We start from the raw sequence: 26,618 nt of genomic DNA, 5'->3' as shown, positions 1-26,618 counted from the left end.
CTAATGGCGGATTCGTCACGGGACATTGCCTTGGCCCTGCTCGCCAGCCGCGAAACCGCTTTACCGGTGACGTTGAGAGTGGACGGGCAGGTGCTGGAGATGCAGGCGTTACTGCGTTTCATGCCTGAGCGTCGGGCTGTTTATTCCGGGCTGCTGGATGGGCAGCCGGTGATTATCAAACTGTTTTCTTCGCACCCCCGTTCCCGTCGGGAAGTGCAGGTCGAGCAGCAACGGCTGGCGGCGCTGGCTGAGAAGCAGGTGCCGGCTCCCCGGGTATTACTGCGCGACCACCCAGGGGAGGCTGCCTTGCTGGTGCTGGAGCATTTAGGTGAGGTGTCCGCCAAGGTTCGCTTGCAAGAAATGTCCGCTGAAAACATTCCCAGGCTGGTGCAGGACCTGGTGGCGCTGACCAGCAAAATGCACCGCCAGGGCGTGATACAGAATGATATTCATCTGGATAACTTTATTTTTGCCGACGGGGATTGGCATGTCATTGATGCGGGTGATGTGGACGTGGCCGATGGCCCCGTGGAAAAGAGCAAGGCTCTTGCTAATCTGGCTCTGCTGCTCGCCCAGTTTCCGCCCTTGTCTTTGCCTTCGGCGCAACAGGTCGTCAGCGCCTATGGAGACTCTTTTTCGCCTCAGCAATTGGCGCAATCCCTGAAAAAAACGCGGCAGATACGTTTGCGAAAACTGGTCAAAAAAGCCCTGCGTAACTGTACCGAGTTTGTTGAGCTCAATGGCAAGAGCTATACCGGTATGGGGCGACGTGAGGAAAGACCATTGATTGACGCCTTGCTCAATGGTGGGCTGGATGCCTTGCTGGAAGACAGTGAGCGACTGAAGGACGGCAACAGTGCCACCGTCGGACGACTTCAGGTTCAGGGCGAAAGCCTGGTGATCAAGCGTTATAACGTGAAAAGTGCCTGGAAGAAGCTGGCCCGCCAGTTCAAGAGTCGGGCAAAAAATTCCTGGCTGAACGCGGCCTATCTGGGCCTTGTGCAGGTTTCAACTCCCGAGGCAGTTTGCTATTTATCCAACAAGCAGTCAGGGCTGACGGATCGTGAATATCTGGTGTGCAGGAATGTGGATGGTCGCATGCTGCCGGAAATTTGCGAAGCCGGCGGCGCCTTGCGGGATCAGGCGCTGAGCCAGATGGCGGATTTTTTTGCGGTAATGCGGTTGATGGCGTTCAGTCATGGCGACAGCAAGTATACCAATTTCCTGTTCCAGGACGGCCAGCTTCAGGTGCTGGATCTGGATGGCATGAGCCGGGAACCCGGCGGGGGGCTGGAGCAGGAACTGGCAGATCAGCGCGAGCGCCTTTTTGAGAGTTGGCGTCCCCGTGAAGCGCTGGCTCCGCAAGCCAGACATGAATTCAATGCGTTTTACGAGGCGCGCATCAAATCGATTGAGAGTTGGCTATGAAAACCCTGGTGGTGTCCACCGATGGCAAGCTGATGGTCACACGCCCTCTGTGGGAGGCGGCGAAGCAGCACTTTGATTTCGATCATGTGGAAGTGACCCGGGAACATGGCCTGGAAGCCTATTTTAACGACGCGGATTTTAGCGGTTATGATCGCGTTATCGCCGATACCAATTTGCGCCGGCTGGGTAAACGTTATCAGTGTCTGAAGCGGGCGCCGGGTCTGGTGATATTCGATCACGATGTATGCCAGAACAATGTCCCCACCAGCGAGTGGTATCGCCGTTACCCGGCGGTGCTACGTGATCTGGAAAAGGCGAGGATTATTGTGTCCGGTGCCAGCCTGGCGCAACAGCTTCGTGATGAAGGCATCGATGCCTGCTTTCTTGCCAAGGGCTATGACGGCACAGCCATTTCTGACCTGGGGCTGGAGCGTACCATCGAATCTGCGTTTGTAGGCCGGGTAAAGAACAAGGTCTACAAGCGCCGTAAACGTTTTTTGTTGAGGCAGGAAAAGCTGGGCAAGGTGCAGCTTCTGCGGGCAGATCCGGGCGAGCCCTATAACCGTTTGCTCAATGAGATCCGGGTGTTTGTCAGCGCAGACATCGGTTTTAATGAATACATGATCAAGAATTTCGAAGCCATGGCGGCGGGGTGTGTCTTGCTGGCCTGGCGGCAACCGGCCCTGGAACAGCAGGAGCTGGGTTTTGTGGAAAACGAGAACGTGGTCCTGTACGACAGTGAAGCGGAATTGCATGAAAGGTTACAGTGGCTTCACGATAACCCGGAAAAAGCCGGGGCTATTGCCCGGGCTGGACAGGATATCGTGAGCGAAAAGCATAGCTGGGCCTGCCGTGCTGCCGCTTTCCCAGCGTTGCTGGATGCCGAGATCATGAGTGCGCCGGCAGTGAGCTGGAAGGACAGGATACGATTGTTGGGAGCCGGTAAATGAGTGCGACACATCTGCATGTAGTGGGGTGTCCACGCAGTGGTACCACGCTGATGGCGGAAATGCTGGTAGCCTGCTATCCCCATGAGGGGCACTCTGAACATGAAGAAACCATCTTCAAGGTGCCGCCGCAGGCAAATGGGTTGCGGCTTTCCAAAAAGCCTAACGATGCCCTGTGGATGGCGCCGCTGCTTGATCGTGATCCGAATCTTTATGTAATCGCGATGATGCGTGATCCCCGCTCGGTGATTTGTAGCATGCACAAGGCCTGGCCTGGTATGTATTTCTGCAACTATCCGGTGTGGAAGCGTGCAGAAAAAGCCATCACCGACATTCAGGCGCACCCCAGGGTGATGGTGCTGCGATACGAGGATCTGGTCAGCGACCCCACAGGGGTTCAGCAGCGCATGGAAGATATCTTCCCGTTTTTGCGCAGAAGCCATGATTTCGAGCGCTTCCATGAAGTGGCCAAGGCAGGGGCGGATGCTCAGAATGCCCTCGGTGGGTTGCGCCAGGTGGACCTGTCGCGTATCGCCGGTTGGCGAGAGCATCTGCCTCGCCTGAAGCAGCAACTACAGCGTTATCCGCAGTTGGCTCAGGATCTGATCACCCATGGCTACGAAAGCAGTAATGACTGGCAGACGCAGCTGGACGAGGTAACGGCAGAAAATTTTCCTTGTCGTTATTCCGACTCGTCCGAGTTCTGGAAGCACCTGGAACAGAAGCTGCGTTTTGTCGGCAAGCGTCGCCGCTATTTTCGTGACAGGGGACTTTAACCATGCAGACCCTTCGTGAGTTCGTTTTCCTGGGGTTGGCAAATCACTTGCCGCGACTGCGTTCCAGTGACAAGTGGCGCTGGCTGTTTCTCAAGGCCGCCGGCTTTGATATGCAGGGTCGCTCCACGGTCTATGGGCCTGTGGTGCTGCGCCCGATTGGTGGTGCCGGGAAGGTGCATATCGGCAAGGGATGTTTTATCAATACTGAAGTGCGCTTTGCCTGCCCGAAAGCGCCGATCACTCTGGGCGAGCGATGTCGTATCGGCCCCAGGGTCTGCTTTGAAGGGGCGCAGCACAGTCTTTATCTTAATGAGAAAGGACGGCGTGGGACTACCGGCGCACCTATTGTTGTCGGTGATGATGTCTGGATAGGTGCTGGTGCGATTGTGACCGCCGGGGTTGAAATTGGCGAAGGTGCGGTTGTGGCAGCAGGTGCAGTAGTGACGCAATTTGTTGCGCCTTATACCTTGGTGGGCGGAGTGCCGGCGAAGGTTATCCGTGATCTTTCTGTGCCGCTGTCAGGCTAGAGACTTTTGCGTGGTGGCCGGTATCGCTGACCCAGCTCCCGGAAATAAAGCTCTATTCGCCGTAGCCAGCGACTATTGTCTTTTTTCTTGTGTTGTCGTTGTTTCCGTTTTTGTCGCCCTTCTTCAAGGGTGGACTGGTGCGCATGCACACACAGGCTTGCCGCCTTGGGTGTTACGGCAAACATGTCCAGATCTTTACGCACCCAGCCACCACAGACAAAATCATCAGCTGGCAGGTAGAAATTCTCACTGAGCGTGAGCAACTTTTTCGCGCCCTCAGGGCTTACCATATAGGCTGCAAGACAATAGGTGCGTCGATTGGCGAATTTAACCAGCCGGTGGTCTTCCGTCAGTCTCTGCTGTAGCCACACCGAAGGTAGGCACTTCGAGTAGTACAGCATGGATAGCTCCCAGTTGGCCGTTCGGTTTGCCAAAGCCAGGCAGACCGAGATGGATTCACTGTTCAGTAACGCATCCCCTTCCAGAATCAGGGTTGGTTTATCCGTTGCCGCGGCTGCTCGCCAGGCATTGCGGTGGCTCAGGAAGCAGCCAATTTCCGCAGGACTAAGGTCACGTCCCAGGATGTTCAGGGATTTGTCATGGTCATAACCCACGTCTGGCCAGTTTTCCGGGGCCACGGGGGGAGACGTTTCGGCCAAGGAATACGTTATGCCCAGTTCGGCCATCATTTCCGCTAGATGCTGGCGGCGTTCCAGCTCGGTGGGCAGAGCGATCGCAAGTACATGAAAGCTGTCTTGGCCCATTATGACGTCGCTCTCGATCGTGTTGTTGTCAGAATCAGGATTAGTAGTGGAAGCCATGTATATAGCCAAAAACTGTTGGGAGGCCTTAGTGGATAAACACCTTCAAAAAATTGTGTAACTAATCCAAAAAACAGGACAAGAAGCCAAATGTTATCCGTGGCCGATTCCCGTTGTCGCGCCCTGGTGATGGCTAGAGCTATTAAGCTGCAGAAAAGTGCCAGTGCTAGCAGTCCACCGCGCAGGATCAAGGAAAAGAAAAGACTGTGAGGCTCGAGCTTTTGGCCTAACGCTTCGGCCTTGATGGTAATGCTGTCGGTTAGGCCTCCGCCCCACAACAAGTTAAAGTGTGGACTGTTATCCAGAAAAGCCTGCCAGAGCGTGGGTCTGCGGCTGAGCAGGCTGTCGGCATCCAGATAACCCGTAATCATCAAGACAATCATCATGACGCTGCCGGCCAGGCAAACCAGTAAGAAACCCCCTGCGGCCCTAGTGAAACCGAGGCTCCATAGTAGCGCAAAGGGTATTGTCACAGCGAGCCCGAGCATGGCCGCGCGGCTGTAGGCCAGATAGACAGCAGCCAGTAGCGGAAGAATCAGCAGCCACCAGCAGTGATTGCGATCATTTTGATATCGATACAGTGCCAATAATAGAGTTATAGCAAAGGCCAGGCCTGTTTCGTTGGGGTTGTCGCCAAGGTTTCCCATGCCTATATTTCCGCCAGGGCGGGGCCCCGTCTGCAAAAAACCGAGAAAAAACAATGCCAAGGCCAGCATTCCGGACCATAACAAAAGATCCGGTAGTCTTTTCAGGTATGCGGGGTAATAAAGCGCCAGATGGCGTATGGCAAGCGCGAGGGACAGAACAAACAGGATTCCCTTCAGGTTCTTTCTCAGAGTGTTCAGCAGGCTGTCGGACTCTGCCCATAGTGACGGCAGATAGAAGGCGATCAGAGCTGCCAACAGCCAGAGCAGCATTTTTCCGTCGGCGAGATAATGTTCCCGGAAAGCCCAAAAGCTGAAATACAAGGCTGGCAAAATTAGACCGATATAGAGCGTCAGATACTGGACCTTGCTGGATGGGGCGATATAGAACCCAGCCAGATATAGGACAAGACCGAGCACGATCCAGTGAGAAAAGAAACGAAATAGCGGAGACGTATCGGTCATCAGTAACGCTTGGGTTGGCCGGGGGGCTGATGTTTGAATCGTTTGTGCACCCACAAATACTGTTCCGGGTGCTTGCGGACATAATGCTCAATGGTCTGGTTGATGCGGGCGGTATCGGCTTCTTCATCGCCGCTGGGGAAATCGTCCAGTGGGGCGCCGAACTCGATCTCGTATCGGCCTCCAGGCAAGCGATAATGCGCACACGGGATCACCGCGGCCTTGCCCATCTTGGCGATACGGCTGGTGGCGGTGATGGTGGCTGCTGGAATGCCGAAGAACGGAACGAACACAGCGTGGGCGGTGCCGTAGTCCTGGTCTGGCGCATACCAGACGATCTCGCCACTGCGTAGCAGGCGCAGCATCTGCCGAATGTCGGTACGGTCCACGGTGCTGCGAACGTAGTGGCGGCGGCCCCGGTCAATAAGCCGGTCGATGACCGGGTTGTCATTGGGGCGATAGACCGCATGAACATCCACCAACGTGGCAAGCATTCTTGAACAGGTATCCAGGGTGTTGAAATGCATGCCTAGCAGCAATACGCCCTGGCCCCTGGCTTGGCAGGCCTCGATGTGCTCCATGCCCGTCACGGTAAGATTTTTATTCAGGTCGATGCGGTGGTTATTGTAACTGCCGGCCATCTCCAGGATCGCCTCGCCGGTGCTGATGACGCTGCGGTGGGCCAGCTCGTCCTGTTCCTCCGGCGCCAGCTCAGGGAAGCAGAGTCGAATGTTGGTCTGGGCAATGTGGCGTCGTTTTTTGGCCAGATGCCATGCCAGGCGTCCCACGCCTCTGCCTGTGGCCTGCAAAAGACGCCAGGGCAGCTGACCGATCAGCCAGAACAGGCCTACGCCGATCCAGGAGGGATATAGCCTGGGATCAGACAAGCGGGTGGGGCGGTTATTACGTTTTCCCATGCAAATCTCGAGACAAGTTCAACGGCTGTTTGGGCGGATAGAGGGGCGTTCACTCAGCCGGGCAAGCAGCAGGGCCAGTGGCAACCAGACACTGAGCCAGCTGGCATGAAACGGCACCAGCAGGTAAGCGCCGGCGGCGAATGCCATGAACAAGCCGGGAAGCACAGCGATTGAATAGGCCGCGTCCTCATGCCAGTTGATCTGGCGTTGTAACAGGGCGGTGAAGGGACTGATCCAGCTGGCCAGGAACAGAACCAGGCCGACCAGACCCACACTGTGGATCAGTAATACGAACAGGTTACGTGGATGCGCCAGGCTGAGCAGGCGGTTGTTGTCTTGGGCGAGAACGCTGTTAAGGGTCTCCTGATTGAGGCCATTGCCAATCAGTGGATGCAGGAAATAGTTGCTCAGGGTGAAGTCGCTGCGGCCTTCCAGCATCAGATAGACCCCGGCCAGCAAGGGAATCACCGCGAACCATGAACGCCGCCGCCGGCTGGCCAGCCAGCTCAGCCCCAGCATTACCGTCATCAGGCCCAGTGGCAGCGATGTCAGGCACAGAAAGGCAAAGCCCACTGCGGCACCGACCAGCCGGCGGCCGCCCTTGCCGCTGATCCCTTCTTCTATGCCCTGGGCGAGCAGGATAAAGGTAGGAGCCACCATGGCCATCAGGGCAACGCTGGGGTCCAGGGATGGCAGGTGAAAGATCAGATTGGCCGGCTCGCTGAACAGGGGGCTGCTAAGCGGTTGGGTGGTGTAATAACTGATCATCACCATGGTGGCAACGACCATGCAGCACAGGGCGCCGTTGGCAAGGGCCTGTTTGAAGGTGTTGCGAAAATACAGGTGCAGCCAGCGGAAGATACCCACCATGACGATGATCTGCACCATGCCGCGAACGGCTCGCGAGGTGTTGGGTTCCTCCGCCCAGATGAAACTCAGGGCCGACCAGCCGATAAACAGATAGAGCGGTACCAGCAACGGTGAGGTCATCAGACGGTAGTCACCGCTCACCACGGCCCGGGTCAGCAAGGTCAGTGCGGGCAGAAAGAACAGCACGTCCAGCACGTTGAGAAAACCAATGCGGGAGTTGAACAGGAAGGTACCGCTGAACATCACTGCAAAAGACAGGGTCAGCCACCAGCGCAGCCAGCGACCTTGCATGATGTTGGGGGGTAATGGCGGCATATGGTCCTGTGGCTCCCTGGATTCTCTCGGCTGGGGGACATGATACCCGTCTGGCCGTTGGATGCGTAGCGGCGGCAAAGTGTACTGCCCAGAGCCTGCGGCATCTACTGTCTACACGGCTTCGCGGGTTTTGTCTTTGTCCCTGGCGTTTCGGTGTTTCCCCGAACACTTTCAGCAGGTTAGCTAAGTATCAGGCTATGCTACACTGCCACGAAATCCGGCTCTGTTGTGTTTTGGAGAGCGAAGGGCACCTCCATCAATAGATTGCTACCTCTGGCTTTCAGGCTGGTTCGCAATCTAGGCGCACTTTTGAAGGCATGCTGGTTGCCTGTCGAGAAAGTGCAACAACGAGTGCGGGCCAGCCTGGAAGCCCCTAAGGGCGTGGTCTGAAGCGCACATCTGCTGCGCTTCGTCACTAGGGAAGGGAGCCACCCTGCCCGTCGTGACGAAGCACAACAGCTACACGCTTCAGGCCGCGCAGAGGTAGCAATCTATTGATGGAGGTGCCCTTGATGCACAATCCGCATATTCCTGCTTTTGGCAAGGCCCGCGTTCTGGTGGCAGGTGATGTCATGCTCGACCGTTACTGGCATGGCCCCACCGGGCGAATCTCGCCGGAAGCGCCGGTGCCGGTGGTGCGAGTGACCGAGCTGGAGGACCGTCCTGGTGGCGCGGCTAACGTGGCCCTGAATATGGCCGCCCTTGGCGCCCGGGCCGAGCTGGTGGGTATTACCGGTGATGACGAGGCCGCCTCCATCCTTGAGGAGCGCCTCGGTGCAGCGGAAGTGGGCTGTCATTTTCAGAAGGTTAATGGCCTGCCCACCATCACCAAGCTGCGTGTCATCAGTCGTCAGCAGCAGTTGCTGCGACTGGATTTCGAGGAGGCTTTCCACGATCAGGATCCGGCGCCCTTTGTCAGCAAGGTAAAGGAGCAACTGGCCCACTGTGGAGCGCTCGTGCTTTCCGATTACGCCAAAGGGGCCCTGCGTGATTGTCCCGGCCTGATCGCCCTGGCGCGGGAAGCCGGCGTGCCGGTGCTGGTGGACCCGAAGGGTACGGATTTCAGTCATTACCGTGGCGCTACCCTGCTTACGCCCAATCTCAGTGAATTCGAAGCGGTGGCCGGCCCGGTCAAAGATGAACAGGACCTGATTGCCAAGGGCCAGCAACTGATCCGTGACCTTGACCTGCAGGCCCTGTTGGTGACCCGTAGTGAAAAGGGCATGACCCTGCTGCGCGATGGCCAGCCGGAGCTGCACCTTCCTGCCCGTGCCCGGGAGGTCTTCGATGTGACCGGCGCCGGCGATACGGTGATCTCGGTGTTGGCGGTGGCGCTGGCTGCCGGTGCCGACATGGCGGACGCGGTGGCGTTGGCCAATATTGCCGCTGGTATCGTGGTCGGCAAGCTGGGCACCGCCGTGGTCTCTGCCCCGGAATTGCGCCGGGCAGTGCATCAGGAAGGGGGCCTGGGGCGTGGTGTAATGACGGAAGATCAGTTACTTATTGCCATCGAAGATGCCCGCGCCCAGGGCGAACGGATTGTCTTTACCAATGGCTGTTTCGACATCATTCACGCCGGCCACGTGGGCTACCTGGATTCCGCCCGCCGCCAGGGTGATCGCCTGGTGCTGGCGGTGAATGGTGACGAATCCATCCGCCGCCTGAAAGGCCCAGGCCGCCCCATCAATCCCCTGGAGCGCCGCATGGCGGTGCTGGCTGCCCTTGAGGTCGTGGACTGGGTGGTTCCCTTCGACACCGACACCCCTGAGCCACTGCTGCAAGCCATCAAGCCGGACGTGCTGGTGAAGGGCGGTGATTACAGTGTCGATCAGGTCGTCGGTCACGAGTTTGTGCAGGGCTATGGCGGTGAGGTGAAGGTGCTCGATTTTATCGACGATATCTCTACGACGAAGATTGTGCAGCGTATTCGCGACGACAAGTGATTTAGTTAACAGTGAATAGTGAATAGTGAATAGTGAACAGTTAACAGCGACGCGGACCAGGATTGTCTGGTTTTAAATGCCGGAAGCCGCGCTCATGATGTAGGCGCGGTTTCATCGGTGAAAGCAAAGACAGACTCGCTTCGCGAGCTATTAAATGTTCACTGTTAACTATTCACTGCCTTTCCGGTGTTTGGCCGGCGTCTGCCCCGTCCACCTTTCAAACGCCCGCACGAACGCTGCCGACTCGCTATACCCCAGCAGCTCGCCGATCTGCGCCACGCTTTTCTCTGAATCGGCCAGGTACCGTTTCGCTTTCTCTTCGCGCACCTGATCCATGATGCTCTGAAAAGGCTTTTGCTCGCTGCTTAGCTGCCGTCGGAAGCTGCGTTCCGGGATGCCGAAGGCCTGGGCCACCTGTTCGGCGGTGGGGTAGCTGCGCACGAAAAGCTGCAGATAGCTGGCCACCCGGGCGGCCAGGTTGTCGGTGGGCGTTTCCCGGCGGGCCAGCATGGCGTCGCATTGGTCCCGGTACATGTCCTGGGCCATTTTGTTGTAGCCCGGCAGGCGCACGGCCAGGTCCTGATTACGGATCAATGCCCGACAGTGGGGCTGGTCATAGCGTATCGGGCAGCCGAAATAGTCCTCGAATATCCGCACCTGTTCCTCCGCTGGGCGCGGATAGGGCATCCATACCTCCGCCGGTTTCAGGTCCAGATTGAGTTGGGTCTGGATATCGTTGACCAGCTTGAAGGTGCCCACCATGTCACGGTCGATCAGGGTGCGGCGCAATTCCGGCGGTAGTGAGATGGGGTACAGATCCAGAGCGGTGCTGTGCTCCCCGGGGGTCAGGGCGATTTCGCCGTAGAGATAGGTCAGAGCCTGGTATTTCACGCCGAACTGGAAGCCCTGAAACGCGGTCTCGCTGGTCATCAGCAGCATGGTGAGCTGGCCATAGCCGGCAAAGCCGAAGCGGCTGCCCATTTCGAAACCCAGCATGGGGTCATCCACCTGGGGCAGCAGCTCGGAAAAAATCAGCAGTTCCCGGTCCCGGCCGATTTCGCTGTTGGGGTCCAGGCTGGCCTTGTCCAGGCCGTGGCGGGCCAGTACCGGCGCGCAATCCAGCCCTTTCTCCGTTTCCAGGAGTTCCACGGTGTAGATCAGTGCCAGGATCGAACGAGCGGACATGGGAGTAACCTTGGCCGGAATTATCAATTTTCAGCTCAGGTTAACATGTATTCACGGACGCCAACCATGGCTAGAGTAACGGGCAATGACGAATGACAGCGGTGCTGTCCATGGAGGATAACGATGACAAGTCAGGCCCGGATCAATGTACAAACCCGTCGCGTCAAGGTGGCCATCGTCGGTGGTGGCTTCGGCGGTCTGTGTATGGCCATCAAGCTGCGTGAAGCCGGCATCGATGATTTTCTGCTGCTGGAGAAGGGCGGCGATGTGGGTGGCACCTGGAATCACAACAGCTACCCGGGCGCCGCCTGTGATGTGCAGTCGCACATGTACTCGTTTTCCTTCGAGGGCAACCCGGACTGGAGCCACCGTTACAGCGGCCAGCAGGAGATCCATAGCTACATCAATGGAGTCACCGAAAAGCATGGCATCCGCCAGTTCACCCGTTTCAATGCGGAAGTGACCGGCGCTCATTTTGATGACCAGGCTGCCCTGTGGACCCTGGACCTGGCAGATGGCTCCCAGGTGATATGTCAGCACTGGGTGCTGGCCAGCGGCCCCCTGCATGTCCCGTCCTTTCCCAACTTCAAGGGAATGGACACGTTCAAAGGCAAGATCATTCACTCGGCCCAGTGGGATCACGGTTACGACATGGCGGGCAAGAAGGTGGTGTCCATCGGTACCGGTGCCAGCGCCATTCAGTATGTACCCCATGTGGCCAAGGAAGCCGAACCGCTCACCGTGGTCCAGCGCACCCCGCCGTGGATTATCCCCCGTGACGAGCGCGCCTATTCCGGGCTGAGCAAATGGCTGTTCCGCCGCTTCCCGGCTCTGCGCAAGCTGCACCGCCTGCGTCTGTATCTGAGCAATGAAGCCCGTGTGGTGCCGATCTTCAATCCGCGTCTGGCGAAGCTGGCGGAACCGGCCCTGAAGGCCTTTATCCGTCATCAGGTGAAGGACAAGGACACCGCGCGCAAGCTGATTCCCAGCTACACCCTGGGCTGCAAGCGTATCTTGATTTCCAACAACTATTACCCCACCTTCAACCGTGACAATGTGTCACTGGTTACCGAAGGGGTGAAGGAAATCCGCGAGAACAGCATCGTCTTCAGCGACGGTACCGAGCAGCAAGCGGATTGTCTGGTGCTGGGTACCGGCTTTATCGTCGATCCGCGCATCTACATGAAGGATTTCGAGATCACCGGCTTGCCGGGTCGTCGTCTGCAGGATGACTGGAAAGACGCCGCCGAGGCCTATCTGGGTACCACCGTCAGCGGTTACCCGAACATGTTCCAGCTGGTGGGCCCGAATACCGGGCTGGGCCATAACTCGATCATCTTCATGATCGAGAGCCAGGTTCGTTATGTCATTGATGCCATCAGCAAGCTGGATCAACGCGGTGATGCCTGGCTGGACGTGAAAAAGGACGTGATGGACCGCTACAACGACAAGCTCCAGGAGGAGCTGAAAGGCACGGTGTGGCAGAACGGGGGTTGCATGAGCTGGTATCAGCAGGCGGATGGTCGCAATACCGCCCTGTGGCCCCATGCCACCTTCCAGTTCATGGCACGTACCTGGCGCGTGAACATGAAGGATTACGACTGGCAGCCGGCGGTGGTGCCGGCCAAGGCGAAGGCGTCATTGGTCGGGTAGGCTGACCGATCCGCAGGTGTGTCGCAGGCGGAGATAGTCAAACGTTTATGCCGAAGCCGCTGTAGGAGTTCCTCTTGAGGGACGAACCACGCGCCAGCGTGGACATCGCCCGCAGGGCGATCAGGAATACCGAGCACTGCCAGACTGATCTGGTGGCACCCGAAAGCTCGGATTCGTCCCTCAAGAGGAGTATTCGCTGTGCTCCCCTTCGGGCCGCACGGAACTACGTGCGTTACTCCGCTACGCTCCGTTCCTACAGCGCTTTGATGTCACGGAGCGCGCCGTCAGGCAAGACTCACGGGCTCCCGCAATCCACCGGAGTGGTGCGCTGGTACAGTGGTAGGGCAACGTCCATCCGTTCTTCCAGCGCCTCGATCCGCGATTCGTGATTCGGGTGGGTGGAAAGAAACTCCAGTGGCTGTCCGTCCCCTGCGGCAGCCATATTGCGCCACAGCTGCGTGCTCTCTCGCGGATCGAAACCGGCACTGGCCATCAATTCCAGCCCCATCACATCGGCCTCTTCCTCGTGGGCACGGCTGAAGGGCAGGGCAATGCCCAGATGAGCGCCAAGCCCCAGCGCCTGGATGATCCGTTCGCTATCCCCGTCTCCTTCGCTGAATAGTCCCACCAGTAACAATACCGCCTTGATGCCCAGCTCCTGGGTCAGGCGCTCATTGCCATGGCGAGCCAGCACATGGGCCACCTCGTGGCCGATCACGGCGGCCAGTTGGGCATCGTTATCGGCCACGTCCAGCAAACCCTGATTTACGCCAATCTTGCCTCCGGGCAGGGCGAAGGCGTTGGGCGTGGGGTCATCAAACAGCACGATTTCCCAGGTGTCCGGCATGGGGGTGCCGGGAAAGCGGCCGCCTACTTTCAGCAGGATTTCCCGGGCGATGCACTGCACACGAGCATTGCGGGCCGTATTCTCGCTGGCCGGCACCTGTTGCTGCATTTGCAGGAAGGCCTGGCTGCCAAACTGGGCCATCATCGATTCGGGTACCAGCGCCAACTGGTCGCGACCGGTTGGCGTTTTGTCGCAGCCGCTGACCAGTATCAGGGCGGCAAACAGAAAGAGACGTATCTTCATGGACTGTCCTGCGGTGAGTGCAGTGTCAGGATAAGGGGGAAGCTGACGGGAGTGTAGCCCTTGGGGAAAAGGCAATTGTGCAGCATAAAAAAAGCCCCGCTCGTTTGAGCGGGGCTTTTCAATATGGTGCCCGGAGGCGGAATCGAACCACCGACACGGGGATTTTCAATCCCCTGCTCTACCGACTGAGCTATCCGGGCAATCAGGGCGCGTATTAAAGCGGCTCGGGCCGGAGGCGTCAAGTGATCAGCGGCTATTTGTTCGCATCGTGAGCAGGGGGCACGTAACCCTCGGCTTTTTCGTAGTTTTCGTTGTTCAAAAAACGATCGCGTTGCTCGTCCAGAAACCCTTTTGCCTGTGGGTCCATCACGTTCAGGTGCTTTTCGTTGATCAGCATGGTCTGCTCGTGGAGCCACTCCTGCCAGGCCTTGCGCGATACATTGTCGAAGATGTCCTGCCCCTTGGGGCCGGGGAAGGGGGGGCGGTCCAGGCCTTCCAGTTCGCTCTGGTATTTGCGGCAGAAAACCGTGCGACTCATAACGTCTCCATGGTGCGGAATGGGTATGGCGGGACTATAACATGCTCGTCTGCTGTGGATGGTCGAGCCGGCCCAACAGTTTTTTGACCGGGGCGGCCAGCCCCAATTCGCCCGGGGCTGCCGGGTTCACCCAGCGGCCATTGCTGTCGCGGGTGCCGACGGTCTGTACCCGGACCTCCAGTGGCGTGATATCCAGATGGAAATGGCTGAAGGTATGACGAAAGCCTGGCAGGGGCTGCGGAGTGTCACTGGTGCTGAGCGCTCGCTGGGCCAGGGCTTCGTCGAAAAGATCGACGTCTTCTGTCTGTGGGAAGCACCACAGGCCGCCCCAGATACCCGATGATGGCCGGGGTTCCAGCCACACCCGGCCTTGTGTATCGCGCAGGATCAGCATCACGGTGGTGCGCACCGGCAGGGCTTTTTTCGGTTTGCGTCCGGGATAGTCCTGCGGGTTGCCATTGGCGTGGGCCTGGCAGTGGGGTTGTATCGGGCAGGCGCTGCAATTGGGTGTGCCCCTGGTGCAGACGGTGGCGCCGAGATCCATCATGGCCTGGGTGTAGTCTGCCAGTCGCTGGTGAGGGGTGTAATGTTCTGCCAGTTCCCACAGGCGATTTTCCACCGGTTTCTTGCCGGGCCAGCCTTCCACTGCATGCAGGCGCGCCAGTACCCGCTTCACGTTGCCGTCGAGAATGGCGGCACGAATGCCGCGGCTCTGAGCAAGAATGGCGCCGGCGGTGGAGCGACCGATGCCGGACAGGGCGGCGACTTCTTCCACGGTATGCGGGAAGTCACCGGCATGTTCCGCCACCAGCGTTTGCGCGCACTTGTGCAGGTTGCGGGCGCGGGCGTAGTAACCCAGGCCGGTCCACAGGTGCAGCACTTCATCCTGGGCGGCGCTGGCCAGGCTGTGGATATCCGGAAAACGTTCCATAAACCGCTGGAAGTAGGGGATCACGGTGGTGACCTGGGTCTGCTGCAGCATGATTTCCGAAACCCACACCTGATAGGGCGTGCGGGGGTGCTGCCAGGGCAGGCTCTGGCGACCGTATTGGTCATACCAGGCGAGCACGGCATCGCTGATGGTGGAGGGGGCTATCGGGGAAGGACTGCGCATGCGGCGAGTTGTACCTGTGAAGACGCTGGTATGCAACACGCTTCACGCCTTGCGCCGGTGAAGAAACCGGCTTGGCGTGAAGCGTGAGGTATGCCGCGTGTGGCGTTAGTTAAACAACTTTTTCAGGCCGTCCTTGATTTGTTTGTCCACTTCTTCCTTGGCTTTTTTCTTGGCGGCATCCTTGATCACTTCCTCGGCGGTGTCACCCTCGCCGTCGATGCCCAGCTTGTCCTTGATCTTTTGCTGAGCGGCTTTGGCGGCCACTTGCTTGCCAATGTCCTTGAAGCCGGATTTGTCCGGGCCACACCATTTGGCGGGGCTGCCGCCCAGGTTGCCTTCACAGCGCAGCGGCCAGGTGGTGCCTTCCAGGTACTTGGACGTGCCCAGTTCCGGGGACTGCATGCCGATCTTCAGATCGAAATCCTGGTTGAGGATATTCATCCAGCCGTTACCGGTGATCTCCCCTTTGCTAAGTACCGCATTCAGGCTGTCCAGGTAGGCCACGTTCTTGTCCAGGCGCGCCTTGGAGGTCAAATCCACGATCTTGGTGTCTTCGGACAGGGCGCTGGGCAGCTTGCCGGATTCCTGGTTGGGGATCAGGGCTGTGGCCAGGCCCTGGAACTGACCAAGCATGTCGTTCACGCCGCCGACCAGGGTCTGGTAAAGATTGAGGCCGCGCACGGTGGTGTCTGCCAGTGACATGTCGATAGAGCCTTTTGCGGAATCCATCAGCGCTTTTTCACTATTGCCGCTGGCGCTGTAGCTGCCGCTCATGGCGAAAATGCCCTTGGCCAGATCGTCTTCCAATGCCAGCTGTACCAGTGGCTGGATCTGCATGCTGGTCACAGTGTTGCTGGCGGTGATGCGTGGAGTATTGCCGGAGGCATCCAGCTTCGCTTTGGCGCTGAAGCTGCCGCCGAGGGTGTCGCCACGGGCTTCAGTGAGCTGCAGGATGCCGTTGTTGGCAGTGACTGCAAATTTCAGATTGTTGGCGTCGATGGTGTCGTATTTCAGGCTGCCGATGCGCAGCTTGCCATCCACGACAAGCGGACGGAGGGTCTCTACCGGAATCAGTTCAGCGGTGGACAGGTTGGCCGTGCCGCCGTCCTTGCCGCCACCGGCGGCAGCGGTGGTCGGCTCATCCGAGGATGGCGGCATGTAGCCGTCCAGGGTGATCTGATCCAGCGCCAGGTCAAAGACGATCTTGCCGCTTTCCAGGCTGGCCAGGCCAGCGCTGCCGCTGAGAGTGCTGCTGTCCAGCGTGATTTTCAGCGGGTTGGCCATGACGCTGCCGGGCTCGCCGGCCAGAGTGGTCTCCATGGCGATGTTGCTGAGCGCCTTGCTGTCGGTGGTCTCGATGGGGGCTTCGCCGATGGCTTCCAGGACCTTGTTGGCGTCAAAGGGGGCTGTGGCCAATTTGCCGCTGAGCTGCATGTCGCCTGTGAGGGCGGCGATGTCGATGTTGCCGCGGGTTTCGGTGCCGGCGGCGGTAAGCAGCAGGTCCTTGATGGAGACGGTGTCCTCGTTGAGGTTCACGTCGAGTTTCTGTTCCAGATGCACATCCACTGGCATGGTGGTGGCGCCGGCAATGTTGGCGTCCAGCTTCATCGGATCAAGAATAAAGTGGTTGGCGTCCAGATTGGCGGTAAGGGTGGTGTCCAGATTCATGTCCACGCGCATGTCGCTCTGGTCTTGGTAGCGAAGTGACATCTGCAGCGGGAAGGCCTCGTCCAGATTGACATCCTGGGCGTTCAGGTTGAAATGCTCCACCACGATATCGGTGCCATCGCCGGTATTACGATAGCGCACCTTGCCGTCGGTAACCGCCACGCTGGGAATGGTTAGGGGAATGTCCAGGCTGCTGCTGCCCTCTGCTTCAGCGGTGGGAGCTTCCTTCTCCGGTGTTTCCTCCGCAGCGGTTTGCGGGCCGATCTGTTCCCAGTTGGCGCCATCCGGCCCATCGATCAGGTTCACATCCAGGCCGGCCAGGGTGATGCCGTCCATTTCTACCTGGCCGTACAGCAGGGGAAGCACCGCAACACTGACGCTGGCCGCGTCTAGAGCGGCGAACAGCTCTTCCTCATCCGCGATGCGCGCCTCAGTGCGGCCCAGGCTGACGCCCAGCGAGGGCCAGAACTGCCATGCCAGGTCGCCCTGGATATCCAGAGTCAGGTTGGCCTGCTCACTGGCCTGTTTTTCAATTTCCGGTTTGAACTCGTTGGGATCAATCACCTGTGTGATCACAAAAACCGCGATAGCCAATAGCAGAATGATGGCAAAAATTGTGATCAGCAAAATTTTTATCAAGCGTCCCATGGAGCTCTCCTTGCGTGTTGGACGATGGACCCGGATTATACCAGTCGGAAATGACTGACGATAACTTAGCATTGATCGTGTGAGTTTAGGGGAAGGACCTTTGCAAAAGTTCCAATTTTCAGTGTTGACGCTTCTGCTCGTGTGGTGCGGCCTGACGATGGCCGCTCAAGGCAGGACGGTGGCACTGGCTGATGCCAGGGATAAGGTGCTGCTGGGCGAATACATGCAGATACTGGAAGATCCGGAAGGGGACTGGACTCTGGATCAGGTGCGTGACCAGTTTGCCAGCCGTTTTCGCAACAGCGAAAGCAGCGCTCTGAACTTCGGCTTCACCCGTAGCACTTTCTGGTTACGCATTGCCGTGGACGCCACCGGAGTGGACGGTAGCTGGTTTCTGGTGGAGCGCCATCCGATCCTCGATGAGCTGACTCTTTATGCGCCAGACGGGGATGGTAGTTATCGCGCTCTGGAAGTGGGGGATACTCGGGACTTTGGCCAGCGGCCGATGAAGCACCGGGCCTTTGTGTTTAGCCTGGAAACCGACGATCCCGGAGTGAAGGAGTATTACCTCAAGGTGCGCGGTAAGGGCGCCCTGAACATGATGCCGGCGCTCTACAGTGCCAAGGGGTTGGTGGAGTTCACATACCTTGAGCAATTGATGCAGGGCCTGTTTTACGGCTCCCTGGTGATCATGCTGGTCTACAACCTGCTGCTCTACCTGTCCCTGCGCGACAATGTGCATCTGCACTTCGTGATGTTCCTGGGCGGGGTGATTTTTTTCAATATCAATGTCAGCGGCTTTGGGTTGCAATACCTGTGGCCGCAAACGCCCAAGATCAACGAATACTTCTGGCTTAGCACCTATGTGATTACATTGGCCCTGGCCCTGTATTCCCGCCAATTTCTGCAATTGGCGCAACGTTTTCCCCGCTATGACCGGCTGATAAAACATTACCTGATAATGGTTGGCGGAGCCTTTGTGTTGCAGTGGCTCATGGAGCCCCCCTGGACCTACCACCTCTCCACGGCAATTGCGCTGATGACCATCGTGCTGTTCAGCTGGCTGGGCTGGATGGTCTGGCGGCAAGGGTTTCGGGTCGCGCGGCTCTATGTGCTGGCCTGGTCGGTGTTTCTGCTGACTATCTTCCTGTTCGCCATGGGCAATCTGGGGTTGATGCCCTATAGCGTGTTCGTGCCTTATCTGCCGCATTTTGGCGCTCTGTGGGTGGTAGTCATGCTGTCGCTGGCGTTGGGGGACCGGATTCGCTTTCTGGAGACCGAGCGCAAACAGTTGGCCCTTGAAGCGCAACAGAATCTGGAGCGGCATCTGGCTGATATCGAGCAGATGAACCAGGACAAGTCCATGTTCCTGCAATACATCAGCCACGAGCTGAATACACCGATCAACTGGATCGGTGCAGCCGACTCGCTGGGGCAGGATGCACAGGGTGATCAGGAGGTGGATGTCTGGGCCATGGTGCGCAAGGGCCAGCGGCGGCTGACCGGGATCGTCAGCACCTCGCTGCGTTATTTCGATTTGTCTGACCGCAATCAGCCGCCGCCGGTGGGTAACTGCCAGCCCATGTGGGTCCTGGATGCGATTTTGCGTGAGCAGGCTGGACGGATTGAAAAGAGCGGTATTGCCGTGCGCAATCGTGTCTCACCGAATCTGCGGGTCAACGCCAGTGAGGGGGAGCTGCGGGAGGTGTTGTCCATTGGCCTGGATAATGCCCTGCGCTTCAGTGCCGAAGGTGGCAGTGTGGATCTTGCCAGTGAAGTGGATGTGCCCGGCGGTTACGCGGAGATTCGTATCCGGGATGAGGGCAAAGGGGCCACCGCGGAGCAGCTTGAGCATATTCTCGAGCCGTTCTTCGTGATGGGCTCGCGCCACCACGAGGAAGGTTTTGGCCTGTCCCTGGCCATGGCCCGGGTAATGATTGAGCAGGTGGATGGCCAGTTGTGGGCGCAAAGCCCCGGGCCCGGGCAGGGCTTTACCCTGCATATCCGTCTGCCTCTTTCGGACATGCAGGCACCACGGGCCTAGCCGTCCCGGTGTCTGATCAGCGTGCCGGGCCGCATTCCCGGGGCAGGGCCAGGATTGCACCCAGTTGCAGGCCGATCAGCCGCAGGAAGTCCTTGCCCACTCCCCGGCCCCGGGTGGCCGGGTGTACCACCACCCAGTCCAGCTCGGGCTGATTTTCTTCGACTAGCGCCACCGCGACCCGTTTACCGTTGAAATGGGCGGCAAACAGGCGTTTACCGCCGGCGGCCACCGCCGCGTCCAGTTTTTCCCGGTATTGCGGGTCATCGCGCAGCACCTGGTCGAAGGTGGCGGCCTGTTCCGGCGATAAGGGGTGGGATTCAGCACTGATCGGCATGGAATTGCTCCGCTGGTTAGGCTCTGTCAGGGTGCGTATAATAACCGGCCCACTGCCCTGGGTAACCCCTGGAGATAGAGATGAGCAAGCGCAGCGCCACTGTTGAGCGCAACACCCTGGAAACCCAGATCCAGGTATCCATTAATCTGGATGGCACCGGCCAGTGCAAACTGGATACCGGCCTGCCTTTCCTGGAGCACATGCTGGACCAGGTGGCCCGCCATGGCCTGGTGGATATCGAGATCAAGGCCAAGGGCGATTTGCACATCGATGCCCATCACACGGTGGAAGACATCGGCATTACCCTGGGTCAGGCTTTTACCAAAGCCATTGGCGACAAGAAAGGCGTGCGTCGTTACGGCCATGCCTATGTACCACTGGATGAGGCCCTGTCCCGCGTGGTGCTGGACTTGTCTGGCCGCCCCGGCCTGGAAATGTTCGTGGACTTTACCCGTGGCAGCATCGGCGGCTTTGACGTGGATCTGTTCTACGAATTCTTCCAGGGGCTGGTGAACCACGCCATGATTACCCTGCACATCGATAACCTGCGTGGCAAGAATGCCCACCACCAGGCTGAGACCGTGTTCAAGGCCTTCGGCCGTGCCCTGCGCATGGCGGTGGAGCCGGACCCGCGCATGAGCGGCATAACCCCGTCCACCAAGGGCACCCTGAGCGAAAGCGAATAAACCGGCCGGACGTATTTATGAGTGATGTAGTTGCCGTCATTGATTACGGCATGGGCAATCTGCACTCCGCCGGCAAGGCGCTGGAAAAGGTGGCCAGTGGCCAGCAGATCGTCATTACCGGTGACCCGGATCAGGTCCGGGCGGCGGATCGGGTAGTGTTCCCCGGTGTTGGTGCCATCCGTGACTGTATCGCGGTGTTGCGCGAGACCGGTCTGGACCGGGCCATTCTGGATGTGATTGCCGCCGGCAAGCCGGTGCTGGGTATCTGTGTTGGAATGCAGGCCCTGATGGCGCGTAGTGAGGAGAACAACGGCGTGGATTGCCTGGACGTGTTCGGCGGTCAGGTGACCTTTTTCGGCGAGTTGCAGAATGATACCGGTGGCCGCCTGAAGGTGCCGCACATGGGCTGGAACCAGGTGCGACAGGGTATGGCGCACCCCATGTGGGCAGGCATTGCCGATAACACCCGTTTCTACTTCGTGCACAGCTATTGCGTCACGGGGCTGGCCGATGAGGAAGTGGCGGGCCGTTGCGATTACGGTCTGACCTTTGCCGCTGCGGCTACCAGAAAGAATGTCTTTGCGGTGCAGTTTCACCCTGAGAAAAGCGCTGATGCTGGCCTGACGTTGCTGGAAAATTTCCTGCGCTGGCAGCCGTGATGTCGCTGACCGTTGCAGTGGATGGCTGACAGCAGCGCCACCACTAATGTCGTTATTCCCCGCGCAAGCGTAAACCCAGCTTTTGAGATTTTGACATGCTTTTGATTCCCGCCATCGACCTGAAAGACGGTAAATGTGTACGCCTGAAGCAGGGGCGTATGGAAGACGATACGGTGTTTTCCGATGACCCGGTGGCTGTGGCCAGCCACTGGGTGGAGCGCGGCGCCCGTCGCCTGCACCTGGTAGACCTGAACGGTGCCTTTGCCGGTGAGCCGGTGAATGGCGAGATCGTCAAGGCGATTGCCAGGGCGCATCCGGATCTGCCGATCCAGATTGGCGGTGGTATCCGCAGCCCGGAAATCATCCAGGCCTATCTGGATGCGGGCGTGCAGTGGGTGATTATCGGCACCAAGGCGGTGAATGAGCCGCAGTTCGTCAAGGAAATGTGCCAGCAGTTCCCCGGCCACATCATCGTTGGCCTGGATGCCAAGGACGGCAAGGTCGCCACCGATGGCTGGGCCAATGTCACTGATGTGGATGTGATCGATCTGGCCAAACAGTTCGAGAACGACGGTGTCTCTGCCATCGTCTATACCGATATCAGCCGTGACGGCATGCTGCAGGGCGTCAATGTGGACGCCACCGTGCGCCTGGCCCAGTCCATGTCCATCCCGGTGATTGCCTCCGGCGGCATCACCAACCTGGATGACGTGCGTCACCTGTGTGCAGTGGCGGATCAGGGCATCAGTGGTGCCATTACCGGCCGCGCCATCTACGAAAACACCCTGGACTTCGGCGAAGGCCAGGCCTTGTCCGACGAACTGATCGGCGCCTGACGGGGACGTATTATGGGCTTAGCCAAACGCATTATTCCGTGTCTCGACGTGGACGCCGGCCGAGTGGTCAAGGGCGTGCAGTTTGTGGATATTCGCGACGCCGGCGACCCGGTAGAAATTGCCAAGCGCTACAACGATGCTGGCGCTGACGAGATTACCTTTCTCGATATCACCGCCAGTCATCAGGAGCGTGACACCACCCTGCATACCGTGGAGCAGATCGCCAGCCAGGTGTTTATTCCGCTCACCGTGGGTGGCGGTGTACGAACTCTGGAAGATATCCGTAATCTGCTCAATGCCGGTGCCGACAAGGTCGGCATCAATTCGGCAGCAGTACACAATCCGGAATTTGTGCGCGAAGCGGCAGAGCGTTTCGGCTCCCAGTGCATCGTGGTGGCCATTGATGCCAAGAAGGTCAGCGCCGAGAGCGAGACCAATCGCTGGGAAATCTTCACCCATGGTGGCCGCAAGCCCACCGGGCTGGATGCGGTGGCCTGGGCAAAGCAGATGACCGACTACGGTGCCGGTGAGATCCTGCTCACCAGCATGGATCGGGATGGCACCAAGAACGGCTTTGATATTGCCTTGACCCGGGCCATTGCCGACGCCGTGCCGGTGCCGGTGATCGCCTCCGGCGGGGTCGGTAACCTGCAACACCTGGTGGACGGTGTGGTCCAGGGCGGAGCCGATGCGGTGCTGGCGGCTTCCATTTTTCACTTCGGCGAATACTCCGTGCAGGAGGCCAAGCAGTTTATGCAGGCTGCCGGGGTGGAGATGCGGCTGGACTAGCCTGGCTTTTTCACCGGCGCGCTTCCGAACTGATCGCTGGTGGTGCTTTGCTCGCAACGCGAATCTTTAGGTTGCCTTTACCCTTCGCTTTGCGAGCAAAGCTCCAACAGGTATATCAGACCGGGGTCGCATATGTGGCAAGACAGCCGCTTTGTACTGGCTGTCAGTGAAATCCTGTTTTACTCTCGAGGCTTTACCAAGAATAAAACCTCGGGAGAGTGGCAATGGGTTCCAGTGCGCTAATCGATATCGGCCTGCCGGTGTCGCTGTTTCTGATCATGGTGGGAATGGGCATGACCCTGACTCCCAAAGACTTCCGCGAAGTCGCCATCGCCCCGCGCGGTACCTTCTTCGGCCTGCTGGCCCAGATCCTCCTGTTACCGCTCATTGCTCTGGGGGTGGCCCTGGTACTGGACTTGTCCCCGGCGCTAGCGGTGGGTCTGATTGTGATTGCCGCCTGCCCCGGTGGCACAACGTCCAATCTGTTCGTCTATCTGGGTCGCGGCGATGTGGCCCTGTCCATTGTACTAACGGTACTGGCCAGTCTGATCACCATTGTTACCCTTCCTGCCTTTACCGGCTGGGCGCTGGAGCGCTTTCAGGATGCGGACAAGGTGCTGGAGCTACCTGTGCTGCGCACCATTATTACCCTGTTCGTGATTATTCTGTTGCCCGTGGCCATCGGCATGACGATTCGCCATTTCCGTCAGAGCTGGGCGGAGAAAGGTGAGAAAGCGGTGGGGCTGTTGGGCTTGCTGGTGTTGGTGGCGGTGATCGCGCTGTTGCTGGTGGAGTTGGGCGAGGAGGCGCTGGATCTGTTCCGCAAGGCGGGGCTGTCGGCAGTGATTCTCAACGTTGCCGGCCTGCTGCTGGGCTTGGTGGGTGGACGTCTGATCGGCTTGAGTCGGGATCAGGCTTTTACTGTGGCCATCGAGTTGGGTATTAAAAATGGCACCCTGGGGTTAATGGTTACCCTGACCCTGTTGCACTCCGAAGCCATGTCGGTGCCGTCTGCGGTATATGGGGTGCTGATGTTTGTCTTCGGCTTCCTGATGATCGGCTTTGCCAGACTCACCGGTATCGGCCGGAGCCGGCCCGCTACGGTTTCCGAGTAACAGGATTCAGGATCCGGCGTGGATACCGTCACCGGTGGTGGCGGTATCCAGAGCCGGGGTGTCCAGCAGGGAAGAGACTGGTACCACCTCAATGCCTGCGTCGTCCATCAGTGGCAGTACCTGCTGCAGATAATGCACGGTTTCCGGATAGGGGTGGCCGATGGCAATCGCCTGGCCGCGTTGTCGGGCCAGCCGGATCAGCTTGTTGAACTGGGCGTTGATATTCACAAGATCCCGGTCGTTATCCAGAAAGATGTCACGTCCGGCGTTGGCCAGCCCCTGCTGCTGTGCCACCCGTTGTGCCACCGAGCGACCACTGGTGCGGCTATCCACAAAGAAGAGCTGGTGGGCGTTCAGTTCTGCCATCGACCATCCCATGGGTGCGTTCTGTTCGGTGAGATCACTGCCCATGTGGTTGTTGAGGCCCCGCGCCTGGGGGATCTGACTGAGTGCCAGGCGTACGGTGTCCAGCAGTTCGTGTTCGCTGATGCCCTGTCGCAGTCCGCCACGGTCCAGGCGAACATGCTGCCCGGCGTCCATGGGCAGATGCACCAGCACTTCCTTGCCGGCCCGACTGGCGCGTTCAGCCAGTTTGCGCCCGTAAGGGGAGTAGGGAATCACGGCGCAGGTAATCGGCGCGGGGAGATCGGCAATGGCCTGGCCGTTCTGGCGGTGATAGCCCAGATCATCAATGATGATGGCAATGCGCGGCTGGGCTGCGGCAGTGGCCGCTGCCAGTAACAGCGCCAGACCGGTTGCGAGACGGCGCATCAGCGGCTGCTGTTGTTGCGGGCCAGCACCACGCCTTTCAGCACGGACAACGCCTGGGCCAGGGCATAATCTTCCTGTGCCAGAGACAGGCGTTTGCCGTCGTCACGACTTTCTCCGTTTTCATTATTCAGGTGGCGGGGCAAGTCTGCCTCGCGGACCTGCATGTCTTCACGCACTTCGAGCTTGGTGACCACGTCCACGGCGATATCCGGTTCAATACCTTCCGCCTGAATGGAGCGTCCATCCGGTGTGTAGTAACGGGCGGTGGTCAGCTTCAGTGCCTTGTCCTTGCTCAGTGGCAGCACCGTCTGCACCGAGCCCTTGCCGAAGGTGCGATTGCCCACCACGATGGCGCGGCCCTGATCCTGAAGGGCGCCGGCAACGATTTCCGAGGCGGACGCACTGCCACCGTTCACCAGCACCACCATGGGCATGCCGTTCAGGCGGTCGCCGGGTTTGGCATTGAAGTCGTTACGACTGCTTTTCTCGCGGCCCTGGGTATAGACAATCAGGCCGTTGTCCATAAACAGGTCGGCCACTTCCACGGCGCCACCCAGTACACCGCCGGGGTTGTTACGCAGGTCCAGCACCAGGCCGCGCAGGGTATCTTCCTTGGCCAGCTTGTCCAGGGCCTTGCGGGCATCGTCGCCGGTGTTGTTCTGGAATTGGGAAATACGCAAATAACCAAGACCCGGCTCCAGCATGCGGGATTTGACGCTGTGTAGCTGGATCTTGTCGCGTTTGAGGGTGACCTGATGAGGTTTTTCATCCCCCTCGCTCAGCACCATCAATTCGATTTCCGAGCCGATTTTGCCGCGCATCAGCTCCACGGCTTCGCTCAGGGTCAGGCCTTTTACAAAAGTCTCGTCGATTTTCAGTATCAGGTCGCCGGCCTGGATGCCCGCTTTGCTGGCCGGAGAGTCGTCCACCGGGGTGACGACTTTCACGAAGCCGTCTTCCATGGTGACTTCGATGCCCAGCCCGCCGAATTCACCGGTGGTGGTGACCTGAAGGTCGTCAAACTGGTCCGGGGTCAGGTAGCTGGAATGTGGGTCCAGTTCGTAGAGCATGCCGCGAATGGCGGATTCCAGCAGTTCACGGTCATCAACCTCATCGATATAGGCGCCGCGGATGCGCTCCATGACTTCGGCAAAGGCCCGCAGTTCATCCACCGGCACGCCCTGCTGGCGCGCCTGTTGATCCAGCGCCGGGTCTTCGGCATGAAGGCTGGCGAGGGGAGCAGCGGACAGCAGTGCGGTCACCACAGCAGTGCGCAGAAAGGACAAGGTTGGCGTTGGCATTCAGTATCCCCGGCAGGCACGCGACATCAGTGAGCGTGCTTCAATCATTTGTGTTTTGGGCCAGTGGCGGCAGTGTAACACGGCGATTACACCAGCGTGTGGGGTTCACCGCCTTGCCGCGATGGCGTATCTCGAAGTACAGACCACTGGCACGATTGCCGCCGGAATTGCCGGCCAGTGCCAGGCTGTCACCGGCGGATACCCACTCGCCGACTTCCCGCAGCAAGCTTTGGTTATAACCATACAGGGTCAGGTAGCCGTTGCCGTGATCGACAATAGTGAGCAGACCGTAGCCGCGCAGCCAGTCGGCAAACACGACACGACCGGCGTATACCGACCGCACCGGGGTGCCGGCAGACGCATTCAGGATTACTCCCTGCCAGCGTAGAGCGCCTTCGCGGGCGCTGTTGTAGCTGGTGCCGATATTTCCGTCCAGCGGCCATGGCAATTTGCCGGCCAGCTTGCCGAAGGGTTTGCCGCCCAGGTCGGCGGGGATATCGTTCAGACTGCGTTGCATGTCTGCCAGCAATTGTTCCA

General features: G+C 58.8%; 25 protein-coding genes and 1 tRNA gene. 12 read left to right on the top strand and 14 right to left on the bottom strand.

Translation table 11 applies throughout. From position 1 onward, the window contains the following. The first annotated feature begins 3 nt into the window (after positions 1-3). From ACFE0K_RS02905 to ACFE0K_RS02890, 4 genes are read left to right on the top strand one after another with little or no spacing between them, the layout of a single operon-like run. Positions 4-1,428: a lipopolysaccharide kinase InaA family protein gene (locus tag ACFE0K_RS02905; RefSeq protein WP_434534637.1), complete on the top strand. Its 1,425-nt coding sequence runs from the start codon at positions 4-6 to the stop codon at positions 1,426-1,428. Continuing rightward, positions 1,425-2,378, top strand: coding sequence for a glycosyltransferase (locus tag ACFE0K_RS02900; RefSeq protein ID WP_434534636.1), 954 nt, complete (start codon positions 1,425-1,427; stop codon positions 2,376-2,378). The genes ACFE0K_RS02905 and ACFE0K_RS02900 overlap by 4 nt, the downstream gene beginning before the upstream one ends. Beyond that, the gene (locus ACFE0K_RS02895) at positions 2,375-3,151 is read left to right on the top strand and encodes a sulfotransferase family protein (RefSeq protein WP_434534635.1); all 777 of its coding nucleotides are present in this window, start codon (positions 2,375-2,377) and stop codon (positions 3,149-3,151) included. Before ACFE0K_RS02900 ends, ACFE0K_RS02895 begins: the two co-directional genes overlap by 4 nt. A gap of 2 nt (positions 3,152-3,153) precedes the next feature. After that, positions 3,154-3,678: an acyltransferase gene (locus ACFE0K_RS02890; protein ID WP_434534634.1), complete on the top strand. Its 525-nt coding sequence runs from the start codon at positions 3,154-3,156 to the stop codon at positions 3,676-3,678. Here the strand turns inward: ACFE0K_RS02890 and ACFE0K_RS02885 are convergent. The 4 genes from ACFE0K_RS02885 to ACFE0K_RS02870 are packed head-to-tail and all read right to left on the bottom strand — an operon-like array spanning position 3,675 to position 7,707. Then, a complete protein-coding gene (locus ACFE0K_RS02885) occupies positions 3,675-4,499 on the bottom strand; it encodes a glycosyltransferase family 25 protein (RefSeq protein WP_434534633.1) in 825 nt (274 codons plus the stop codon). The genes ACFE0K_RS02890 and ACFE0K_RS02885 overlap by 4 nt on opposite strands. Beyond that, positions 4,442-5,608: an O-antigen ligase family protein gene (locus tag ACFE0K_RS02880; RefSeq protein ID WP_434534632.1), complete on the bottom strand. Its 1,167-nt coding sequence runs from the start codon at positions 5,606-5,608 to the stop codon at positions 4,442-4,444. Before ACFE0K_RS02880 ends, ACFE0K_RS02885 begins: the two co-directional genes overlap by 58 nt. After that, complete coding sequence (gene lpxL, locus ACFE0K_RS02875; RefSeq protein WP_434534631.1) at positions 5,608-6,522, bottom strand: LpxL/LpxP family Kdo(2)-lipid IV(A) lauroyl/palmitoleoyl acyltransferase; 915 nt, start codon at positions 6,520-6,522, stop codon at positions 5,608-5,610. The genes ACFE0K_RS02880 and lpxL overlap by 1 nt, the downstream gene beginning before the upstream one ends. A gap of 18 nt (positions 6,523-6,540) precedes the next feature. Beyond that, complete coding sequence (locus ACFE0K_RS02870) at positions 6,541-7,707, bottom strand: hypothetical protein (RefSeq protein WP_434534630.1); 1,167 nt, start codon at positions 7,705-7,707, stop codon at positions 6,541-6,543. 512 nt (positions 7,708-8,219) lie between these two features. On the opposite strand from ACFE0K_RS02870, the gene hldE reads away from it, so the two are divergent. Further along, entirely contained in the window at positions 8,220-9,650 is a 1,431-nt protein-coding gene (gene hldE, locus ACFE0K_RS02865) for a bifunctional D-glycero-beta-D-manno-heptose-7-phosphate kinase/D-glycero-beta-D-manno-heptose 1-phosphate adenylyltransferase HldE (RefSeq protein ID WP_434534646.1), read from the top strand. Between the two features lie 168 nt (positions 9,651-9,818). Here the strand turns inward: hldE and ACFE0K_RS02860 are convergent, their stop codons facing one another. Further along, on the bottom strand, positions 9,819-10,835 hold the full coding sequence (locus tag ACFE0K_RS02860) for an AraC family transcriptional regulator (protein WP_434534629.1): 1,017 nt from the start codon (positions 10,833-10,835) through the stop codon (positions 9,819-9,821). 123 nt (positions 10,836-10,958) lie between these two features. On the opposite strand from ACFE0K_RS02860, the gene ACFE0K_RS02855 reads away from it, so the two are divergent. After that, on the top strand, positions 10,959-12,488 hold the full coding sequence (locus tag ACFE0K_RS02855; protein WP_434534628.1) for a flavin-containing monooxygenase: 1,530 nt from the start codon (positions 10,959-10,961) through the stop codon (positions 12,486-12,488). A gap of 295 nt (positions 12,489-12,783) precedes the next feature. Here the strand turns inward: ACFE0K_RS02855 and ACFE0K_RS02850 are convergent, their stop codons facing one another. The 5 genes from ACFE0K_RS02850 to ACFE0K_RS02830 form a co-directional block, all read right to left on the bottom strand. Next, positions 12,784-13,578 (bottom strand): M48 family metallopeptidase, encoded by a 795-nt coding sequence (locus tag ACFE0K_RS02850; protein WP_434534627.1) that lies wholly within the window; start codon positions 13,576-13,578, stop codon positions 12,784-12,786. Between the two features lie 124 nt (positions 13,579-13,702). Then, positions 13,703-13,778, bottom strand: a tRNA-Phe gene (locus ACFE0K_RS02845). A gap of 53 nt (positions 13,779-13,831) precedes the next feature. Next, positions 13,832-14,116, bottom strand: a complete 285-nt coding sequence (locus ACFE0K_RS02840) for an oxidative damage protection protein (RefSeq protein ID WP_035245207.1) — start codon at positions 14,114-14,116, stop codon at positions 13,832-13,834. A 34-nt stretch (positions 14,117-14,150) separates the two neighbouring features. Continuing rightward, entirely contained in the window at positions 14,151-15,230 is a 1,080-nt protein-coding gene (gene mutY / locus ACFE0K_RS02835; protein ID WP_434534626.1) for an A/G-specific adenine glycosylase, read from the bottom strand. A gap of 105 nt (positions 15,231-15,335) precedes the next feature. Next, entirely contained in the window at positions 15,336-17,546 is a 2,211-nt protein-coding gene (locus ACFE0K_RS02830) for an AsmA family protein (protein WP_434534625.1), read from the bottom strand. A 157-nt stretch (positions 17,547-17,703) separates the two neighbouring features. Here ACFE0K_RS02830 and ACFE0K_RS02825 point away from each other — a divergent pair, with 157 nt between their 5' ends. Further along, a complete protein-coding gene (locus tag ACFE0K_RS02825) occupies positions 17,704-19,590 on the top strand; it encodes a sensor histidine kinase (RefSeq protein ID WP_434534624.1) in 1,887 nt (628 codons plus the stop codon). Positions 19,591-19,606: 16 nt separating this feature from the next. On the opposite strand, the gene ACFE0K_RS02820 is transcribed toward ACFE0K_RS02825, so the two are convergent. Continuing rightward, on the bottom strand, positions 19,607-19,924 hold the full coding sequence (locus tag ACFE0K_RS02820) for an acetyl-CoA sensor PanZ family protein (protein ID WP_434534623.1): 318 nt from the start codon (positions 19,922-19,924) through the stop codon (positions 19,607-19,609). Positions 19,925-20,004: 80 nt separating this feature from the next. Here ACFE0K_RS02820 and hisB point away from each other — a divergent pair, with 80 nt between their 5' ends. From hisB to ACFE0K_RS02795, 5 genes are all read left to right on the top strand, one after another. Beyond that, positions 20,005-20,610: an imidazoleglycerol-phosphate dehydratase HisB gene (hisB, locus tag ACFE0K_RS02815; protein ID WP_035245197.1), complete on the top strand. Its 606-nt coding sequence runs from the start codon at positions 20,005-20,007 to the stop codon at positions 20,608-20,610. A 17-nt stretch (positions 20,611-20,627) separates the two neighbouring features. Further along, the gene (hisH, locus tag ACFE0K_RS02810; protein ID WP_434534622.1) at positions 20,628-21,269 is read left to right on the top strand and encodes an imidazole glycerol phosphate synthase subunit HisH; all 642 of its coding nucleotides are present in this window, start codon (positions 20,628-20,630) and stop codon (positions 21,267-21,269) included. Positions 21,270-21,364: 95 nt separating this feature from the next. Then, positions 21,365-22,105, top strand: coding sequence for a 1-(5-phosphoribosyl)-5-[(5-phosphoribosylamino)methylideneamino]imidazole-4-carboxamide isomerase (gene hisA / locus ACFE0K_RS02805; RefSeq protein ID WP_434534621.1), 741 nt, complete (start codon positions 21,365-21,367; stop codon positions 22,103-22,105). A 12-nt stretch (positions 22,106-22,117) separates the two neighbouring features. Then, complete coding sequence (hisF, locus tag ACFE0K_RS02800) at positions 22,118-22,894, top strand: imidazole glycerol phosphate synthase subunit HisF (RefSeq protein ID WP_434534620.1); 777 nt, start codon at positions 22,118-22,120, stop codon at positions 22,892-22,894. A gap of 224 nt (positions 22,895-23,118) precedes the next feature. After that, positions 23,119-24,009: a bile acid:sodium symporter family protein gene (locus ACFE0K_RS02795; RefSeq protein ID WP_434534619.1), complete on the top strand. Its 891-nt coding sequence runs from the start codon at positions 23,119-23,121 to the stop codon at positions 24,007-24,009. Positions 24,010-24,015: 6 nt separating this feature from the next. Here ACFE0K_RS02795 and ACFE0K_RS02790 read toward each other — a convergent pair whose 3' ends face one another. From ACFE0K_RS02790 to ACFE0K_RS02780, 3 genes are all read right to left on the bottom strand, one after another. Further along, positions 24,016-24,780 carry a divergent polysaccharide deacetylase family protein gene (locus ACFE0K_RS02790; protein ID WP_434534618.1) on the bottom strand — a complete coding sequence of 255 codons (765 nt, stop codon included), beginning with the start codon at positions 24,778-24,780 and terminating at the stop codon, positions 24,016-24,018. After that, entirely contained in the window at positions 24,780-26,081 is a 1,302-nt protein-coding gene (locus tag ACFE0K_RS02785; RefSeq protein ID WP_434534617.1) for a S41 family peptidase, read from the bottom strand. The genes ACFE0K_RS02790 and ACFE0K_RS02785 overlap by 1 nt, the downstream gene beginning before the upstream one ends. Before the next feature lie 40 nt (positions 26,082-26,121). Next, positions 26,122-26,618, bottom strand: a 497-nt coding sequence (locus tag ACFE0K_RS02780; protein WP_434534616.1) for a murein hydrolase activator EnvC family protein, incomplete at its 5' end; no start/stop codon positions are given.

This window comes from Alcanivorax sp., from assembly GCF_051117345.1.
Taxonomy (GTDB): domain Bacteria; phylum Pseudomonadota; class Gammaproteobacteria; order Pseudomonadales; family Alcanivoracaceae; genus Alcanivorax.
This window is presented reverse-complemented; position numbering and strand designations above follow the sequence as displayed.